The sequence below is a fragment of the Buttiauxella ferragutiae genome (genome assembly GCF_022637515.1).
Taxonomy (GTDB): domain Bacteria; phylum Pseudomonadota; class Gammaproteobacteria; order Enterobacterales; family Enterobacteriaceae; genus Buttiauxella; species Buttiauxella ferragutiae.
On sequence record NZ_CP093332.1, the window covers coordinates 2,755,282 to 2,773,198 of the forward strand.

The 17,917-nt window shown below is 49.5% G+C and carries 18 protein-coding genes; 7 read left to right on the forward strand and 11 right to left on the reverse strand.

Annotation, left to right across the window (positions count from 1 at the left end; all coding sequences use genetic code 11):
* Nucleotides 1-182: 182 nt before the first annotated feature.
* Entirely contained in the window at nt 183-1,805 is a 1,623-nt protein-coding gene (locus MNO13_RS12735) for an ABC-F family ATP-binding cassette domain-containing protein (RefSeq protein WP_241938810.1), read from the forward strand.
* 25 nt (nt 1,806-1,830) lie between these two features.
* Here the strand turns inward: MNO13_RS12735 and MNO13_RS12740 are convergent, their stop codons facing one another.
* The 4 genes from MNO13_RS12740 to MNO13_RS12755 form a co-directional block, all read right to left on the reverse strand.
* A complete protein-coding gene (locus MNO13_RS12740; RefSeq protein ID WP_074388569.1) occupies nt 1,831-1,995 on the reverse strand; it encodes a YnfU family zinc-binding protein in 165 nt (54 codons plus the stop codon).
* A gap of 134 nt (nt 1,996-2,129) precedes the next feature.
* Nucleotides 2,130-3,296 (reverse strand): methyl-accepting chemotaxis protein, encoded by a 1,167-nt coding sequence (locus MNO13_RS12745; protein ID WP_064546777.1) that lies wholly within the window; start codon nt 3,294-3,296, stop codon nt 2,130-2,132.
* Nucleotides 3,297-3,498: 202 nt separating this feature from the next.
* Nucleotides 3,499-4,089, reverse strand: a complete 591-nt coding sequence (locus tag MNO13_RS12750; RefSeq protein WP_064546778.1) for a lipid-binding SYLF domain-containing protein — start codon at nt 4,087-4,089, stop codon at nt 3,499-3,501.
* Nucleotides 4,090-4,287: 198 nt separating this feature from the next.
* Nucleotides 4,288-4,554: a hypothetical protein gene (locus MNO13_RS12755; protein ID WP_064546780.1), complete on the reverse strand. Its 267-nt coding sequence runs from the start codon at nt 4,552-4,554 to the stop codon at nt 4,288-4,290.
* A gap of 365 nt (nt 4,555-4,919) precedes the next feature.
* Here MNO13_RS12755 and MNO13_RS12760 point away from each other — a divergent pair, with 365 nt between their 5' ends.
* The 4 genes from MNO13_RS12760 (at nt 4,920) to MNO13_RS12775 (ending at nt 9,029) form a co-directional block, all read left to right on the forward strand.
* The gene (locus MNO13_RS12760; protein ID WP_237931941.1) at nt 4,920-6,107 is read left to right on the forward strand and encodes a TCR/Tet family MFS transporter; all 1,188 of its coding nucleotides are present in this window, start codon (nt 4,920-4,922) and stop codon (nt 6,105-6,107) included.
* Between the two features lie 83 nt (nt 6,108-6,190).
* Complete coding sequence (locus MNO13_RS12765; protein WP_241938811.1) at nt 6,191-6,991, forward strand: ABC transporter ATP-binding protein; 801 nt, start codon at nt 6,191-6,193, stop codon at nt 6,989-6,991.
* A 77-nt stretch (nt 6,992-7,068) separates the two neighbouring features.
* A complete protein-coding gene (locus MNO13_RS12770) occupies nt 7,069-8,025 on the forward strand; it encodes an ABC transporter substrate-binding protein (protein ID WP_241938812.1) in 957 nt (318 codons plus the stop codon).
* Nucleotides 8,025-9,029 (forward strand): FecCD family ABC transporter permease, encoded by a 1,005-nt coding sequence (locus MNO13_RS12775; RefSeq protein ID WP_241938813.1) that lies wholly within the window; start codon nt 8,025-8,027, stop codon nt 9,027-9,029. Before MNO13_RS12770 ends, MNO13_RS12775 begins: the two co-directional genes overlap by 1 nt.
* A 39-nt stretch (nt 9,030-9,068) precedes the next feature.
* Here MNO13_RS12775 and MNO13_RS12780 read toward each other — a convergent pair whose 3' ends face one another.
* The gene (locus MNO13_RS12780) at nt 9,069-9,359 is read right to left on the reverse strand and encodes a VF530 family protein (RefSeq protein WP_064546791.1); all 291 of its coding nucleotides are present in this window, start codon (nt 9,357-9,359) and stop codon (nt 9,069-9,071) included.
* A 145-nt stretch (nt 9,360-9,504) separates the two neighbouring features.
* On the opposite strand from MNO13_RS12780, the gene dsbG reads away from it, so the two are divergent.
* The gene (gene dsbG, locus MNO13_RS12785) at nt 9,505-10,269 is read left to right on the forward strand and encodes a thiol:disulfide interchange protein DsbG (protein WP_241938814.1); all 765 of its coding nucleotides are present in this window, start codon (nt 9,505-9,507) and stop codon (nt 10,267-10,269) included.
* Between the two features lie 50 nt (nt 10,270-10,319).
* Here the strand turns inward: dsbG and MNO13_RS12790 are convergent, their stop codons facing one another.
* The 5 genes from MNO13_RS12790 to sad all read right to left on the reverse strand — a co-directional run bounded on the left by MNO13_RS12790 (nt 10,320) and on the right by sad (nt 16,001).
* Nucleotides 10,320-10,478: a hypothetical protein gene (locus tag MNO13_RS12790; protein ID WP_241938815.1), complete on the reverse strand. Its 159-nt coding sequence runs from the start codon at nt 10,476-10,478 to the stop codon at nt 10,320-10,322.
* Between the two features lie 10 nt (nt 10,479-10,488).
* Nucleotides 10,489-11,940 (reverse strand): tagaturonate reductase, encoded by a 1,452-nt coding sequence (locus MNO13_RS12795; protein WP_064546795.1) that lies wholly within the window; start codon nt 11,938-11,940, stop codon nt 10,489-10,491.
* A gap of 154 nt (nt 11,941-12,094) precedes the next feature.
* Nucleotides 12,095-13,549, reverse strand: coding sequence for a GGDEF domain-containing protein (locus MNO13_RS12800; protein ID WP_241938816.1), 1,455 nt, complete (start codon nt 13,547-13,549; stop codon nt 12,095-12,097).
* 68 nt (nt 13,550-13,617) lie between these two features.
* Nucleotides 13,618-14,544 carry a glutaminase B gene (gene glsB / locus MNO13_RS12805; protein ID WP_064546799.1) on the reverse strand — a complete coding sequence of 309 codons (927 nt, stop codon included), beginning with the start codon at nt 14,542-14,544 and terminating at the stop codon, nt 13,618-13,620.
* A gap of 80 nt (nt 14,545-14,624) precedes the next feature.
* Nucleotides 14,625-16,001: a succinate-semialdehyde dehydrogenase gene (sad, locus tag MNO13_RS12810; protein ID WP_064546800.1), complete on the reverse strand. Its 1,377-nt coding sequence runs from the start codon at nt 15,999-16,001 to the stop codon at nt 14,625-14,627.
* A gap of 101 nt (nt 16,002-16,102) precedes the next feature.
* Between sad and ptrR the strand changes: the two genes are divergently transcribed.
* Nucleotides 16,103-16,963 (forward strand): putrescine utilization regulator PtrR, encoded by an 861-nt coding sequence (gene ptrR, locus MNO13_RS12815; RefSeq protein WP_241938817.1) that lies wholly within the window; start codon nt 16,103-16,105, stop codon nt 16,961-16,963.
* On the opposite strand, the gene MNO13_RS12820 is transcribed toward ptrR, so the two are convergent.
* On the reverse strand, nt 16,960-17,757 hold the full coding sequence (locus MNO13_RS12820; protein ID WP_064546804.1) for a PhzF family phenazine biosynthesis protein: 798 nt from the start codon (nt 17,755-17,757) through the stop codon (nt 16,960-16,962). The genes ptrR and MNO13_RS12820 overlap by 4 nt on opposite strands.
* Nucleotides 17,758-17,917 lie beyond the last annotated feature (160 nt).

Sequence of the window (17,917 nt, forward strand, 5' to 3'; positions counted from 1 at the left end):
AAACTATTTGTGCGCAAAATTCATACTGCCCTTTACTTTCAATACATCGTATCTAGAATAATTCACTTCATTTCTTCTCTATAGGTATTACGCCAATGCGCCATTGATGCTGCCGTCTGTCTGACGGCCAATTGAGTTGCCCCGCCTGTTCGGGTCAGTTTCTGGCATCTATGGAGTACACCATGACGAATACTTATATCGCGCTGGAAAGCGTCGAATTCACCTTACCTGACGGCACCCCGCTGTTCACGCAACTCACTGAAACTTTTGACACCCGTCATACCGGCCTTGTTGGGCGAAATGGCGTGGGTAAAAGTGTGCTCTCGCAGATTTTAGCAGGGCAAATTCCACCGTCATCCGGGCGCTGCACACGTTCCGGTACCGCCTGGTATCTGGCACAGCAGATTGTCTATCCGCCGGAGTCTACCGTTGCGGATCTTGCCGGTGTGCAGGCAACGATTGACGCACTGGAACGCATCGAAATAGGCAGCGTGTCTACGTCCGATTTTGATCTTGTTGGCCAGCGCTGGGATATCCGTCAGCAATTACAGTTTGAACTTGAAAGATGTGGGCTCGGGCATCTTGACGCATCCACGCCTGTCAGCCTGTTAAGTGGTGGTGAAGCGATGCGCGTTTCGCTGGCTGGTGCCTGGCTGTCGGAGGCTGATTTTTTAATCCTTGATGAGCCAAGCAACCATATCGACAGCACCTGGCGGCGGGCGCTGATTAACCAGTTACAACGCTGGCAGGGTGGGATGTTGGTCGTAAGCCACGATCGGCAACTGCTGGAGTCAATGCAGCGAATTGTGGAATTGTCATCACTGGGTTTGAGTAACTACGGCGGAAACTACTCTTTTTACGCGCAGCTTAAGGCGCTAGAAACGCAAAATGCTCTGCAACTACTTGAACAACGCAAACGTGAGCGCCAGCGCGAACAAAAAGCGCTTCGTGAGCAGAAGCAACGGCTTGAGAAGCGGCAATCCAGGGGAAACCGACAAGGACGCGAAGCCAACCAGGCCAAAATTTTACTGGGCGGGCAAAAACAACGCAGTGAAGCATCAGCTGGGAAATTAAACCAGCAACATCTCGCCGCCCAGGCGCTACTCGATAAACGGGTACATGAAGCGGCAACTCAGGTAGAGGAAAACTCGGCGATTGTGGTGCATTCCCTGGCAGTGAATTCACCTGGCAGACGCATGGTTGCTGAACTCAAAGATGTGCAACTTCCCTATGTGGCTAACTTCCCTGCTCCTCTGAATCTGACGATAACCGCCCAGCAGCGCATCGGGGGTGTCGGAGATAACGGATGTGGGAAATCGACATTAGTAAAAGTGCTGGCGGGTCTGCTTCAGCCATTGTCCGGGGAGTCTCGTGTCTCACACAGTTACGCGTGGCTCGATCAGCACCTCACGAGCCTTGACCCACAATGCACTGTTCTGGAACAGATCCAGCTCGCCAACCGCACTGCTGGTGAAGCGGATTTACGCATGCGGCTGGCGCAGCTCGGCCTTGATGCTGACAAAATCCAGATCCCCAGCGGCCTGCTGAGTGGGGGTGAACGCCTGAAAGCGGCGTTGGCTTGTGTGCTGTACGCCGACCCAATCCCACAACTCTTGCTGCTTGATGAACCCAGTAACCATCTGGATTTAATTTCCATACAGGCTCTGGAAATTATGCTCTGCAGTTACCAGGGGGCATTGGTCGTTGTTTCACATGATGAGGTCTTTTTGCAGAATCTGAATTTATCCGACCGGTTATCAATAACTAAACATGGTTGGCAACTTCAGGTCTGGAGTATTTCATGACCGGGATTTATCGCATAACAGCGTGTTATCGCGGTATCACGAACAGTGATTTACATTTTGGACAGAGCAATGTTTGCCCCTGACGGATTTTATTTGCTGGATGTGAAGATTTGCTTCCACAAATAGGACATGTCACCGAGCTATTTGCCGCATTACCGAAGCGCTTCATTGCGTAATCTAAGAGGGACATGATGATTAGCCATTTCAATGAATGAAGTTCATCGTATCACGCCCTGAACAAATAGCGCACAAGTTATCCTGTGGCCGATCTCTTCGGGCGTGTATGGCTACGGCAAAGGCAAACGGGCATTTAATAACGCTAAATTAAAATGTTTGCCACAACCCTTCTTCAGCCTGTTTCAGTGGATTAGCAGGAACTTTCCTGGGTGTGCCAGTTACGAGCACCCTTTCTTCGTCGCCAAGACGCAAATTATTAGTTCTGGTTTGCAATTCCACAACCTGGTCTTTTAACACATCAGAAGAATGAGCCAGTTCTACCACCACTGCCGCATTGCTGTGTGTAACTTTTTCCAACTCTGATAACGCGACAGTAATTTGCTGGATCCCTTTTTCCTGTTCATGGGTCGAGATAAAGATGTGCTCCATCAGCAAATTAAGATCGTCGGATCCCGAAACAATATCGTGCATATTTTTTTCTGCTTCAGAAACCAGTTTCGCGCCCTGCATCACATTAATATTCGTTTGCTCAATTAACGACTTAATATTTTTGGCAGATTCTGAACTTTTTTTCGCTAATACTCTGACTTCACCGGCGACGACAGCAAAACCCTTACCGTGCTCACCCGCTCTGGCGGCTTCCACTGCGGCATTTAATGCCAGGATATTGGTCTGGAATGCAATACCATCAATTATGCTAATAATTTCAGTCATTTTCTTTGAGCAATCGGTAATCGACACCATATTTTCGGTCAGCTTATGCATCAAATCACTGCCATGCCCGGCAGATTTATGTGCTTCGCTGGTGATGACGTTTAGCTGGCGGGTGTTTTCTGCATTACTCCTGGTCCCTGCGGAAATCTCTTCCATGCTGGCGGCGGTTTGCATCAACATCGCCGATTGTTGTTCTGTTTTTACCGATAAATCCGCACTTTGGTTAGCAAGAGTGCTCGATAACTCACTGGCTGAATTTGAAGACCTCCTGATATCCATAACCAAATTGGAGATTTCTTTTGCCAGGCTGTTTATTCCGGGAATTAATTTCCCTGCACAGTTATTACCAAACTCACGTATAGATATGGACAAATTACCTGTATTGATTTCATCAATATTTCTTTTAACTTCATTAATCGGCCTGACCAGATATTTAGTCATGTAAGCCCATAAGATGAGCAGTAAAACGACACCGATCACAGTTAACATAAGTAAAATATTAACATTTGCTAGTAACAGGAAGGCTATTAAATCCATGGCAGCAATTGCAATTGCTGTAAAAACAATAATTACGGTTCTTACGCTGTAATCTTTAAACATGTTCAGACCTATTACATATTTCACGGGTGTTTATATTTATCGGCGTTATTTATGAAAGATCCAGTGCGCAGTTAAAATCAAAGCTAAATACTGACATAAGCAAATGGCGAAGTTTTTTACACTTCCTTACAAGAGAGGATGGAAAGCAGAGGTGGAACAAAAACATAAAAAAACGGTGCTCCAGGCACCGTTTTATTCTGTATTACTTACCGTTCAGAGCATCATCTGGCCAGTATTTATAGCCGTTAACCATGGCCTGTGCAGCAAGGCCTTTTTCTGTCATTTCATAGACGTAAAGCTGTTTAGGTAACTCGACTGAACTTGGTGCGACAGCACTTGCCGAAGCATTGACTGCAGGCAAACCTTTATCGTCATATTTTGCCGCAGCATTTGCATCAGCGCCAACAATATAACCATTTTTAATAAAGTCGCTCAGCGCTTTGCTGTCATTAAAGACCAAAACGGTGCGTAATTGCTTAACGCCCATCCCGACACCGGCTCCAGCCTGAGCCATTTTCATATAGGTGTCTTTGCCGCTTCTAAGATCTTTCACCACGCCATAACCACTGCCGAACCCTAACACCAGGATTTTGCTGCTATTATTTGAGAATACGGCGTACCCTTTAGACTTCAGAATCTGTTTACGAGCCTCAGGATGAATCTTATACAATTTAGTTAACGTATCAATTCGCATTTGTTGGATAGTGTTACGTTGCTGGCTAGCGGTATCGCCTTTAGCGCTACAACCGGCAATAGCCAAAACTGCAATAAGAAGTATTTTTTTAAACCGCATGTGATCCCAATCCATTTTAAAGAACGGTCATTAAACAACCAGAGTTGTATAAATACCGAAAATAAGGACGCGAATTTTATGACACAGTCGATGTTGTGGTTAATTCTTTTGTGCTAAGCCTGATTTTTTTTGTTTAATTTTAAACAAACAAGATATTGCCTAATTACCATTAATTTTGGTAATGGTTTGGGGCGTAGATTAGAATAGATAAACCAGCACTGCCATGATCACAACGGTCAACGCTATAAAAGCGATAGTGGCAGAAAAACCACCTAAAGAATCCATATTGTCACGGGTGTTTTCATTTAACTTGTCAATGGCTTCCTGCTTGCTTTCCGCCTCAAACTCCAGCGGATATTTTTTAAAGCCGTCTTGTTTTAGCTTTTTGATATCGTCTTTCGACAGTGCGCTACGGGCAAAAATTTTCGTGGCTTCGTCTTTGACGTAAAACACATACTTTTCCATACACCATTCTCCTCTGTGCTCGCACCCACTATAGATAGCCTGGATATCTTCAAGTCGAAGACCATCATAAACCAGTCACCGCTCATAAAAGTTTAACCTGGTTAAAAAGTTGCGCGGTTTCCTGGAAAAAAATGCGCAAAAATCATTGTCAGCGAAGGTCTTTAATTTGTCGAAGTGTGTGATATAAAGACAGACCTCGCGAAAAAGTGACCACAGTTTGACTAAACTCACCGTGGTCGCCACACAAGTCTAAGATGCGCTCCGCGCAATTCTCGACCAGCGTCCTTAAATGCCTGAATAGTTTTAGGCTCGTTACAGGTTTTGCTCCACTCAGTGCGCAACCTGAATACCGACAGGAACGCTTTATGAATAAACCCCTTATGGTAATTTTCACCACTATTGCTCTTGATGCCGTGGGTATTGGTCTTATCTTTCCGATCCTCCCCTCGCTATTAAAAGACATTACCCATAGTGGCAATGTCGCCATTTATATCGGTACATTGACCGCGTTGTATGCTGCGATGCAGTTCGTGCTCGCACCCGTTCTTGGCACGCTCAGCGACCGTATTGGCCGCCGGCCTGTGATGTTGTTATCTCTCGGTGGCGCGGCGGTAAATTACCTGTTTCTCGCCTTTTCACCGAATCTGGCATTACTGTTTGTTGGCCGCGCCATTGCTGGTATGACGAGCGCCAATATCTCCGTCGCCACCGCTTATCTGACCGATGTCTCCGCACCTGACCAACGTGCGCGGCATTTTGGTCTACTCAATGCGATGTTTGGACTCGGCTTTATTGTCGGCCCGTTACTGGGCGGAATTCTGGGGGACTATTGGGTGCGCCTGCCATTTATCGCGGCAGCGGTACTCAATGGCTGCAATTTTCTGCTCGCGCTATTTGTGTTGCCTGAGTCTCATCAACCTGAACGCAAGAAACTCGACCTCACGGCACTTAATCCACTGCGGCCATTTCGTTGGATCTGTTCCATGAAAGGGCTAATGCCAGTAGTACTCACCTTCTTCATTCTTAGTGCCACCGGCGAAGCTTACGGGATTTGCTGGGCACTGTGGGGGTTTGACGCCTTTGGCTGGAATGGTTTCTGGATAGGTTTATCGCTGGGAGCATTTGGCTTGTGTCAGGCGCTGGTACAGGTATTTCTGCCAGGACCAGCGGCAAGGCTATTTGGAGAACGCGGTGCGGTGTTCGTCGGAATCAGCTGCGCCTGTATTGCCCTGATGACCATCGCCTTTGCGCATGAAAGCTGGATGGTGTTTGCGATTATGCCGCTGTTTGCGTTAGGCGGTATCGGCACACCAGCGCTTCAGGCGCTGGCAACTCGCCAGGTGGATGCCGATAGTCAGGGGCAATTCCAGGGGGTACTGGCTTCCGCCGTGAGTCTCGCCTCGATCATTGCCCCGCTGTTCTTTTCCGCTTTTTATTTCGTTGTACAGAAACAGTGGCCTGGCGCTATCTGGCTTTCGGTGGTGGCCGTTTATTTGCTCGCTATTCCTTTGGTGATGTTAGGTACACGCAAACCCGCAACGGCAACAGCCTGACAGGGATGTTTACGGACTAGCAGCAAAGGCTGCTATCCTGTGCGCCATTGTTTCTGTAAATGATTTACCTAATGAATTCTTCAATGTCTGGAAGCCTGCTCTGTGTCCGCGACCTCACCCTGTGTTTTTCCGGTCACTCGCCGCAAGTTAATGCGGTCTCTTTTGATGTTAACGCCGGGGAATTTGTCGCGATTATTGGGCCGAATGGCAGTGGGAAATCAACATTGCTGCGCCTTATCATCAGCGAACTCCAGGCCGCCCGTGGCGAGATAGTGATTCAGGGTAGAACGTTACGCACGATGAAGCTGCTTGAACGGGCGCGCCGCGTGGCGCTGCTCACCCAGCATGACAATGCGGACTCACGGCTGACAGTCAATGAGTATGTGGCGTTGGGTCGCATCCCCTGGCAAGCCGAACACACGCAAACTGAACATAACGAAGCGATTGCTGGTGCGATCAATGATGTCGGCATCAACCACTTGCGGCAGGTGGCGCTGGGGAAATTATCCGGTGGAGAACGACAACGCGCTGGCTTCGCCCGTGTACTGGCGCAAAAACCGGCATTACTGTTACTCGATGAACCGACAAATCATCTCGACCCGCTCGCTCGCTACCAGTTACTGAGCCTGGTTAAGCACAAAAACATCACTACGCTTGCAGTACTTCACGATCTTGAATTGATCCAACCGTTTTCAGACCAGGTGCTTATGATGAATGCCGGGAGCCTGGTTTGCCGTGGTACGCCCGAAGAAGTGCTGGATTCCCCCTGGCTTGCGCGGGTTTTCGGCATGCAGAGCCTGCACGTTACCCATCCCCAAAATGGCAAAACGGTGCGTATTTTTGAAGCCCTGGCCTCAGAAGTTAATGGTTATACAAATAACTAATCATTAATTGATCTAATCGAATCCATTCACACTATTAATTCCTGTAAGGTGCAACGCCTGATGAATCAGGAGTTTGTGTGAAAAATTTAATGCTTGCGGCACTGTTAGCCGCACTTACCGGTACTGCCGGTGCCTCTGGTTTTCCGGTAACTGTCGATAACTGCGGAAAACCGCTGACCTTTACCGAAGCCCCTAAACGCATGGTCGTTCATGACATTAACCTGTCCGAAATGGCGTTTGACCTGCACCTGCAACCCAAAATGGTTGGCATTACCGGTGTTTCTGGCTGGTACAAAAACATCCCGGCGTTTAGGCGATTACAGGGAGATATTCCTGAGCTTGCCGCCAAATATCCGTCAATGGAAACCCTGCTGGCTGCCCAGCCTGACCTCTTTTATGCTGGCTGGAACTACGGTCTGCGCGGTGATGTCACTCCGCAAGCGCTGGCAAAATTCAATATCAAAACGCTTATCCTGAGCGAAAGCTGTATTCACGTTGATAGCCACCGCCCACGCGCCAGTATGGATTTGCTTTACGGCGATATGGAACGACTGGGTAAAGTGTTTGGCAAAGCAGAAGATGCAGCAAAACTGGTGAGTCGCTGGAAAAAGCAGGTTGCCGATTTAAATAACAAAACTGCCGGACGCAAACCGCTGCGCGTGTTTCTTTACGACTCCGGTGAAGATAAACCCTATACCAGCGGGGCTTACGCCATGCCAACGGCGATTATCGAAGCTGCCGGCGGTAAAAATGTCATGGATACGCTGAACAAAAGTTGGGCATTCAGCAACTGGGAAAGTGTCGCCGCGACCGAGCCTGAGTTCATTATTCTGGTGGACTATCAGTCAGATTTTAATGGTGGAGCTGACAAGTTACAGCAGTTCCTCGAACAGCATCCGTTAATGAAAAACACACCAGCCGTTATTCATCACCGCTACCTAAGACTTAAATACCAGGAGCTGACGCCCGGCCCTGCCAATATCACCGCGATCGGCAAAGTCGCCCATGCGCTTTACCCTGGCGCATTCAACTGATGTACGCCGATAAACGATTTTTAGTGGTGTGGATTATCGCGCCGTTTCTGTTGGCGGGTTTAACACTGGCAAACGTGGCGAAAGGCAGCGTGCCGCTCTCTTTTTCCGACGTGTTGACCGCACTGGATTTAATGCCAGGTGAAGTCTCGCCGATGATAAAAAGCATCGTGCTGGAGTTGCGTGTACCGCGCACGTTACTGGGAATGTTGGCTGGAGCAGGCCTGGCGCTGGTCGGTTCACTGCTACAAACCACCACGCGTAACGACCTGGCTGACCCTTTTCTCTTTGGCTTGTCTTCTGGCGCTTCTGCGGGTGTTGTGCTGGTGACCACCCGTCTTGGCAGCACTCTTGGCATGTGGACTTTGCCCATCGCCGCGTTTGCTGGCGGGATGCTTTCTGCGGCAGCGGTGATGATTATCTTTATGTCTCAGTCGCATAAAGGGACAGAGAAGTTGATTATTTGCGGGCTGGCAGTGTCATTTTTGTTTGGTGCGCTCACTAATTATCTGATTTTTTCCGGCGACCAACGCACTGCCAGTCATGCCCTGTTTTGGGCGTTAGGGGGGCTGGGTTTGGCGCGCTGGGATAACCTTGGCTTTGCCGCCATCGCCCTGCTTCTGCTTATCGCATTCATTTCACTACGCTGGCGTTCACTGGATGGCTTGCTGGCGGGTGAACAGACTGCCTGTTCGTTGGGCATTAACGTGACACGCCTGCGTAGTGAAGTCTTTCTTTGTTGCTCAATGGCGACAGCAATCTTCGTTTCACTCACCGGTGTCATTGGTTTTGTGGGGTTGATGGTACCTCATTTGGCACGACCATTTGCTGGCGTGCGGCATCGCAGATTATTGCCGCTGGTTGGCATCCTGGGCGCAATCCTGCTGTCTGCCGGAGATTTGTTGAGCCGAACACTCATTGCCCCACAGGAACTGCCAATCGGGATTATCACCGCAGGTGTTGGCGGAATGTTTGTGTTGGTTATCATGTTGCGTAGAGGGAGCTAAGGATCAGGAACCACAAATTGCAGTCCCCGCTGTGAATCGTTATTCCTGCCCTTTTTTACTCTGCCAATTTGCCCACGGGCTATCAGCAGGGGGTTCTTTTTGAGCGACTTTTTCGTCTTCTAAAGAATCAAGATACAAATCTTCGACTTCTTTACGCGCCCATGGGGTACGGCGTAGAAACTTAAGGCTGGATTTCACGCTTGGGTCACTTTTAAAACAATTGATGTTGATGCGTTTTGCCAGTTCTTCCCATCCAAAACGTGCAACTAAAGCATTCACAATGGCTTCAAGTGTCATGCCGTGCAGAGGGTCTTTCGATGAGTGGGTCATAATGCGTCCAATGAATCTGAATAATGGCGCATACGATAGCAAATTAACGCCCGTTCATCTTTCTAATCGATAACTTTCCTTCCTGGCCGACGGCAGGTATCCTGGCGAGGCGTACATTCATCAAAAGAATGAAAAGGATTAGATAATGAAACATGCAGTATGGACCCTGTCGCTTGCACTCCTCACCAACACTTCTGCGCTGGCTACGGATGCTAAACTCCCTGCCCCGATTAGCGCCTTACAGCAGCAAGGATTTGAACTGAAAGGTGAATTTAAAGGTCCAGGTGACTTACCAGGCTATGTGATGCAGTTTCAGGGACAAGGCACTACCGTGTTCCTGACCCCGGATAAACAGCATGCGATTATGGGAAATCTGGTCGATGCCAGCGGTAAAAACCTCAGCGATGCTCAGGTAGAGAAATGGGTTTATGCGCCGATGGCTAAAGAGATGTGGCAAAAACTCGAGAAAAATCACTGGATCGCAGCAGGTAAAGCTGACGCCCCGCAGATTGTTTACGCCTTTGCCGATCCTTACTGCCCGTATTGCACCCAGTTTTGGCTCAACGCACAACCGTGGTTGAGTTCCGGCAAAGTACAACTGCGTGTCTTAATGGTTGGGATGTTGCGCCCGGATAGCGGTCAAAAAGCCGCAGCCATTATGATGTCTGACGACCCGGCAAAAACGCTGGCGGAATATGAAAACAGCAAGGGCAAAATGACGTTAAACGTCCCTGCGACCATCAAACCAGAAATCACCAAAGCTCTTGAAAACAACCTGGCATTAATGGACGAACTGGGCGGTAGCGCCACACCGTCCATTTACTACCTGAACAAAGACGGGCGCCTGCAACAACATCAGGGTCTGCCTGACGAAGCCACCATGAAAACCATTATGGGCGACGATAAATAAAGGGATTTTGTTGGATGGCGCTGCGCTTATCAGACCTACAAACCGCATGATTACTGGTTTTGTAGGGTGGATAAGCGCAGCGTCATCCACCAATCAAGCCACAAGTTAACCGGTTTTGTAGGGTGGATAAGCGCAAGCGCCATCCACCAATCAAGCCACACGTTAACCGGTTTTGTAGGGTGGATAAGCGCAAGCGCCATCCACCACATTTTTTGATGCTTAGCAGTAACGAGCTACCGCAGCACGCATGCCCTGGCTCAGAATAACCTGCAAATCTTCGCTAACTTTAGCCACCAGACCCGCGACTTGAGTCAAATCCTGGCCCCAATGATCGCTGTCGCTTAACACGGCCTCAACCAGTTGCTGCACGGTGATTTGCTTGTCGCCCAGTGATGTCCAAAGCTGTTGATAACGAACCAACCAATGCTCGTCATCCTGCAATGGATAGCTTTCGTTGTTGCGTTCGCCCTTATAGAAGGCAATCAGTGCCGCCAGTGCGAAAGTCAGACGCGGAGGCAATGTCCCGCTCGCCTGCTGGCCCGCCAGCAATTGCGGCAGAATACGGGTGCGGAATTTAGTCATGCCATTCAGCGCGATGGATAACAACTGGTGCTGAATATACGGGTTCTGGAAACGGCTGGTGACCGCCTGGGCGAATGACTGTAATTCGTCGCGCGGCAAATCCAGGACAGGAATAATCTCTTCCGCAATGGTTTTTTCCACAAAACCACACACTTCGGCATCGTTCATGGCTTCGCCAACGGTATTCAAGCCTGCCAGATACGCAACCGGAACCAGTGCGGTGTGAGCACCGTTGAGGATCGCTACCTTGCGTTCTTTATAAGGCTTAATGTCATCAACAATCAGCACGTTCAGCGGGAATTTATCCAGGCGCAGTTCCTGAGCCAAAGATGCCGGCCCCTGAATCACGAACAGGTAGAAGTGTTCTGCCGCCGCGAGGAAACTATCTTTATAACCGAGTGAATTTTCAATCTCGGTGGCTTCGTCGCGCGGGTAACCGGTTACGATACGGTCAACCAGTGTTGAACAGAAAGTGTTGGCGTCATTCAGCCATTGAATGAATGCTGCTGGCAGTGCCCATTCTTGCGCGTAACGCAGCACCAACTCTTGCAGTGCATCGCCGTTATAGTCGATCAGTTCGCAAGGAATGATCACCCAGCCTTTATCGACCGCACCGTTGAAATGGCTGAAACGTTCAAACAGCAAACGGGTCAGTTTAGCCGGATAGCTTACCGCTGGTGCATCTGCAAATTTATCGCCCGCATGGTAGCTGATACCCGCTTCGGTGGTGTTGGAGAACACAAAACGCATCTCTGGGTTATGTGCCAGCTTAAGGAACGCGTCGTACTCTTGATAGACGTTGATTTCTCTGTTTACTGAGCGAATCAGACGTGCGTCACTTACCGCTTCGCCCTGCTCGTTCAGGCCACGGATAACCGTGGTGTAAAGCCCATCCTGGGTTGATAACGACGGTGGGAATGCACTGTCGATCGGACGTACAATCACCACGCCCGCATTTAAGTCCGTATGTTCATTGAGTAAATCGACTTGCCAGTCAATGAAAGCGCGCAGGAAGTTGCCCTCACCAAACTGGATAATACGTTCAGGATATTGAGCGCCAGGGAAATCATGACGATTTAGAGTTTTCACTATGTTGTTCCTTGGTGTGTACAGGATGAACGACTAGAAATATCCCAAACAAATTATCAGAACCCAACAAAGTGAAACCCCGTTTTGATCAAACAAGAGTTGTTATACCAATTATTTTTGGTACGACAACTAATAAAATGTCGACCTCATCACACTAACTATTAATAACGCACTCGCTCAACGACGCTCTGCTGGTCTGGTTGCGCCCGTTGCGCTTGGACAAATACAGGTACTTATCCGCTTGCGCGAGCTGCGAGTTAAACGCATCGAGAAGCGTTTGTTGTCCTGGAGTCGTTGTTGCAAGGCCAATACTGACGGTGATAAACAGCGTTTGTTGCTGGTAACGAAACGCGGTGCGTTCAATATCCTTACGGATTTGCTCCGCGATGGCATACCCTTTTTGTTCGGTATCCGTGCTACAGGCCACCACAAACTCCTCACCGCCAAGACGAGCGACCAGCCCTGTTTCACCGACGATTTCGGATAGACGCCGGGCGAAAGCAGCCAACACCACATCGCCACATTCATGGCCGTGGTTATCATTAATACGTTTGAAATAGTCGATATCCAGCAACATCACGCAGAATTTTTGCTCAGGTTGATGGTTCAGTGGTGCGGTGTTTTTCAACGCTTCATACAGACCTGAACGGGAATAAACGCCAGTAAGGTAGTCATAATCCGCACGCAGCGAGGTTTGCTTAATCAGCCGATTGATTGCATCTACGCTGACGGAAACAATTAGCGGGCAAATCGCCATCGTGGCGATCCCCAGGCGGGCAGAGAACATCTCACTCACTACCAACGGGGTATCGGGGGAAAGCGCCACAATCGAATTTGCCAGCAGAATAATCTCTGCCCCACCGGTTAATAGCGTCAGCAACGCCGTCACCGGCAATGGATAACGAATGGCACACCAGATAAGCGCGGGTAACGGGAACGCCAGGCTACCGGCACCGCCAATCACCACCGAAGCAAGAATTGAAATGACAACGCCCAGCAATGGGTAGAGTTTCGACAACTGCAAAGCAGGCAACGCCTTCCACTGCGGCCATTTGGTCATCAGCAAAAACGGCATCATCAACACACCCGTCGAAAACTGTTCGCTAAACCAGTCAGCGAACAGCGAAATAAAGTGACGATAATCAGATGATGGACCAGTTGAGCCAATGGAGCCTAATAAAGAGCTGAGAACGGCACCAATCAAACAGGTATAAAAAAGATTAAACGCATTTAGCGCCCAATTGTTTTCATCCTGGGTTCTGGAATATCGCAGTAATAAGCGGGCGACGATAATAATAAATACCATGTTAGAGAGGTTTATTATCACCGATTGCCATCCCCAGTGGGTGGTGACGATGTCGTAAACCACCATCGCACTATAGCTGACAACATAATAAACAGGCCGGTTCAGGAACGGGTGGCGGACAAACACCGCCGCCAGCACCGCGTTGAGCGGCCAGAACAGCGACAGTTCATCAATCAGGCGAAGTGACGCACCGAAAAAATAGAACAGCGTGGTAATGACAAATATATTAACGGCATTCGCCAGGCGTTTTTTAGGTGAAAATAACGTAATATGCTTTTGAATAGATATGCTTTTTTGATTCATATTTATGTATGCACTACTTAGAGAGTTAATACACCTGAATGAGTGCAAAAATAAATTTTAGCTTAAGTTTAAAAGATTGATCGGCCAATCCGCTGTGCGAGGATTTCCAGCGCGGCCGTTCCGGCTAACGAGTTACCCGAGGTATCCAGTTCCGGGCACCAGACCGCAATAGACATCTCATGCGGAACGATGGCAATAATGCCGCCGCCAACACCGGATTTACCAGGCATACCCACTCGATAGGCAAACTCACCCGCACCATCGTACATTCCGCTGGTCACCATTAACGCATTTATTTGTCGGGCTTGTTGTGCACTAATAATTGGCTCATCAAGGTGTAATGCACACCCTTGATTTGCCAGAAATAAGAAAGTTTTCGCCAGTTCATTGCAGCTCATTTTTAGTGCGCAATAGTGGAAATAATTCTGCAGGACGGTAATCACATCGTTATCGAAATTACCAAATGATTTCATCAGCCAGGCGATGGCAGCATTACGCGCCGAATGCTCGAATTCAGATTTCGCAACGCGGCTGTCATAGGCCAGATCGGGTTGTTGGGCTATTGCGCGCACCACTTCCAGCATGCGCTGTTTCGGCGCACTCAGGCGTGTTTGCAGCATGTCGCACACTACCAATGCCCCGGCATTAATAAACGGGTTACGGGGTTTTCCCTGTTCAAGTTCTAACTGGAGTAATGAATTGAAAGGCTGCCCCGAAGGCTCTTTACCCACGCGCTGCCAGATTTCGTGCTCATCATAACGCGCCATCGCCAGCGCCAGGCTGAGCACTTTTGAAATAGATTGAATCGAGAAGCGTTCTGCGGCATCTCCGGCGCTGAAGACTTCACCGTCGACGGTACAAACGGAAATCCCCAGTTTATTGCCCGGAACTTCAGCCAGTGCGGGAATATAATCAGCGACTTTACCCTGACCAATGAGTGGCCGAACCTGCGCCAGAATATCTTCGAGTAATTGATTATCTAACAAACCTGGCACTGCAAACTCCTGAATGGCGGGTATTTTACGCCCGCCAGTATATCAGACTGCGTTCGTTGCAGGCAGGTGAAAACCCGAAACTAACGCCGGTCTTTCCATACAGTTTGCACATTACAAAACTCATGCAGACCAAAATGGGAAAGCTCGCGGCCAAAACCACTTTTCTTCACGCCGCCAAATGCCACGCGTGGGTCGCTGGCACTGTAGCCATTAATAAACACACCGCCACATTCAAGGCGTGCGGCAAATTCTTCTGCGAGTTGGCTATTGGTGGTAAATACGGTGGCTGAAAGCCCAAAGTCACTGTCATTAGCCAGTTCCAGCGCATGTTCGGCATCACGGGCGACGGTAATCGTGGCGACTGGGCCAAACAATTCTTCACGAAATGCCACCATCTCTGGCGTGACATTCCCCAGAACGGTTGGCGCATAGAAATTGCCCTTACCCGCCACTTTCTCACCGCCAAGTAGTAAGTTCGCCCCCTGTTTAAGTGACACTGTAACCTGGTGATGCAGCTCATCACGCAAATCATAACGCGCCATCGGCCCAATGTAGGTGGTTTCGTCAGTGGGATCGCCCATTTTTAAAGCTTGCACCGCCGCGACGAACTGCTTCGTGAATTCGTCAACAATTCCTGCCTCAATAATGAAGCGTTTGGCCGCTGCACAAACTTGTCCAGTATTCTGATAACGCCCGGCGACAGCCGCTTTAACGGCTTCATTAAGATCTGCGTCATTCAGCACGATAAAGGGATCGGAACCTCCTAACTCCAGTACACATTTTTTCAACGCAGCACCGGCTTGCGCGCCAATCGCAGCACCCGCTCGCCCACTCCCGGTGACGGTAACCGCTGCAATCCGCGCGTCGTTAATCGCCCGGCTCACACCTTCTGGCGTCACATTGATCACTTCAAACACCCCTTCAGGGAAGCCCGCTTCGCTGAACAACTGTTTGATCAGTCGCGCACTTCCCATCACATTTGGTGCATGTTTCAGTACATAACTGTTACCTGCCAAAAGAATCGGCACCGCACCGCGCAACACTTGCCAGAATGGGAAGTTCCACGGCATCACAGCCAAAATCGCACCCAGAGGGCGGTACTCAATCACCGCCTGTTGGTTTTCCACTGGTGTACTTTCGGTCGCCAGCATCGCCGGGCCGTGTTCGGCATACCAGTCACATAAATTTGCCGATTTAGCCACTTCGCCACGTGCCTGAACAATGGGTTTACCCATTTCAGCGGTGATCATTTGCGCTAAAGCTTCCGCATTGTTGCGAAGTGCCGTACCAAGAGCCTGTAATTTCTCTGCGCGACGCGCCAGCGAAACCTGCCGCCAGAGGTTAAACGCCGCATGATTCCCCGCCAGCGCGTTATCTAACTGTTGAGCCGACTCAAAAGGTGTGGCTGACAGTTGCTCACCGTTAGCCGGATTAATGGAAATAGCGTGTGTGTTCATAATGCCCCCAGAGTTCAGTTGATGCCCTCACCTTAATCGCCCGTGACAATCATGAAAAATGAATAATAATGAGTGAGTCATTCACGAATCGAGAAAGCTTTATGGATCTTACGCAACTTGAAATGTTTAATGCGGTAGCAGAAACCGGCAGTATCAGCGCCGCGGCGGCGAAGGTACATCGCGTACCGTCTAATCTCACTACGCGTATTAAACAACTTGAAGCCGATCTCGGTGTGGACTTGTTTATCCGCGAAAACCAACGCTTGCGCCTTGCGCCCGCCGGACACAGTTTTCTCAGCTACAGTAAACGGATTCTGGCGTTGGTTGATGAAGCACGGATGGCGGTTTCAGGTGATGAACCACACGGTTTTTTGATGCTCGGTTCGCTGGAAAGTACGGCGGCGGTGCGCATTCCCGGTATTTTAGCGTTGTTTAACCAACGCTTCCCCAAAATTCAGCTTTCGCTCGCCACAGGCCCGTCAGGTGATCAAATTGATGGTGTGCTGGACGGGCGCTTGTCGGCGGCCTTTGTCGATGGCCCGGTCATGCATCCGTCGCTTGAAGGAATTTCGGTCTATGAAGAAGAAATGGTGATTGTCGCCCCTGCGGGCCACGTAATGATTACCGATGCCCTGCAAGTCAGCGAAGCCAGTATTTATGCGTTTCGCGCCAACTGCTCGTATCGACGACATTTCGAAAGCTGGTTTCACAGCCAGCAATCAGCACCCGGTAAAATTCACGAAATGGAGTCGTACCACGGCATGCTGGCGTGTGTCATAGCGGGGGCAGGCATTGCATTGATGCCGCGCAGCATGCTGGAAAGCATGCCCGGCAGCCATCAGGTCTCAATATCGGCATTGCCGGAAGAGTGGCGGTTCCTGAATACCTGGCTAATCTGGCGACGGGGTGCGAAAACCCGACAACTCGACGCGTTTATCGGGTTACTGGAACAAACACCTTAGCCGCGCAACAGCACTTTTCCAACTAGATAGGTGGCGGCTTGCCCGGCGATATGCACCCTGTCACCGACTAACTGGCAGCGTAAATCACCACCGCGTTGGGAAACCTGGCGAGCCAACATCTGGGTTTTACCAAGCTTTTGAGCCCAATAAGGGATCAGCATGGTATGCGTCGATCCGGTGACGGGATCTTCGGTAATTGACGACGCGGGCGAGAAGAAACGGCTGACAAAATCATAGCCTTCGTCATTGGCCGGTGCGGTGATACAAACCTTTTGATTCAGCCCCAGCATCAGCTGGAAGTCAGGTTTTATTGCTTCAACCTGCTGTTGCGTACTGAGCACTACGGTGTAAGTACGCCCCAGGCGGACTTCCTGATATTCACTGATCCCCAATGAGTCCAGCAACAACTGCGGCGGTGTGACCGGCTCGCTGCTGGTGGCCGGGAAATCCAGAGTTAACCAATCGCCATTTCGCGTGACGGTCAACGGGCCCACAAATCGCGTTGAAAACTGAATTGCAGTTTCCGGGTAATTCAGATATTCAAAAATCACATGCGCGCTTGCCAGCGTTGCATGGCCACAAAGGTTAACCTCCCCTTGCGTGGTAAACCAACGCAACTCAAAACCCTCATCGGTGGTGACAAAAAAAGCTGTTTCCGATTGATTATGCTGTCGTGCCATTGCCAGTAAGGTTGCATCTGGCAGCCATTCCGTCAGCGGGCAAACCGCAGCAGCATTGCCACCAAAAGTGGTGTCCGTAAACGCATCGACCATATAAAAATCAATTTGCTGCATGGCATTTTCTCCCTCGGTAAGCCTATGACTTCTACCATGTCATAACTTCCATGAAAATCACCACAATAAAATGAGACTTAAATCACAAAATTGGTTGTACAGCTGGTTTGATGGTTTTATGATCGCCTGCTCACCACTCTTTCTAAAACCTGCGCGAATA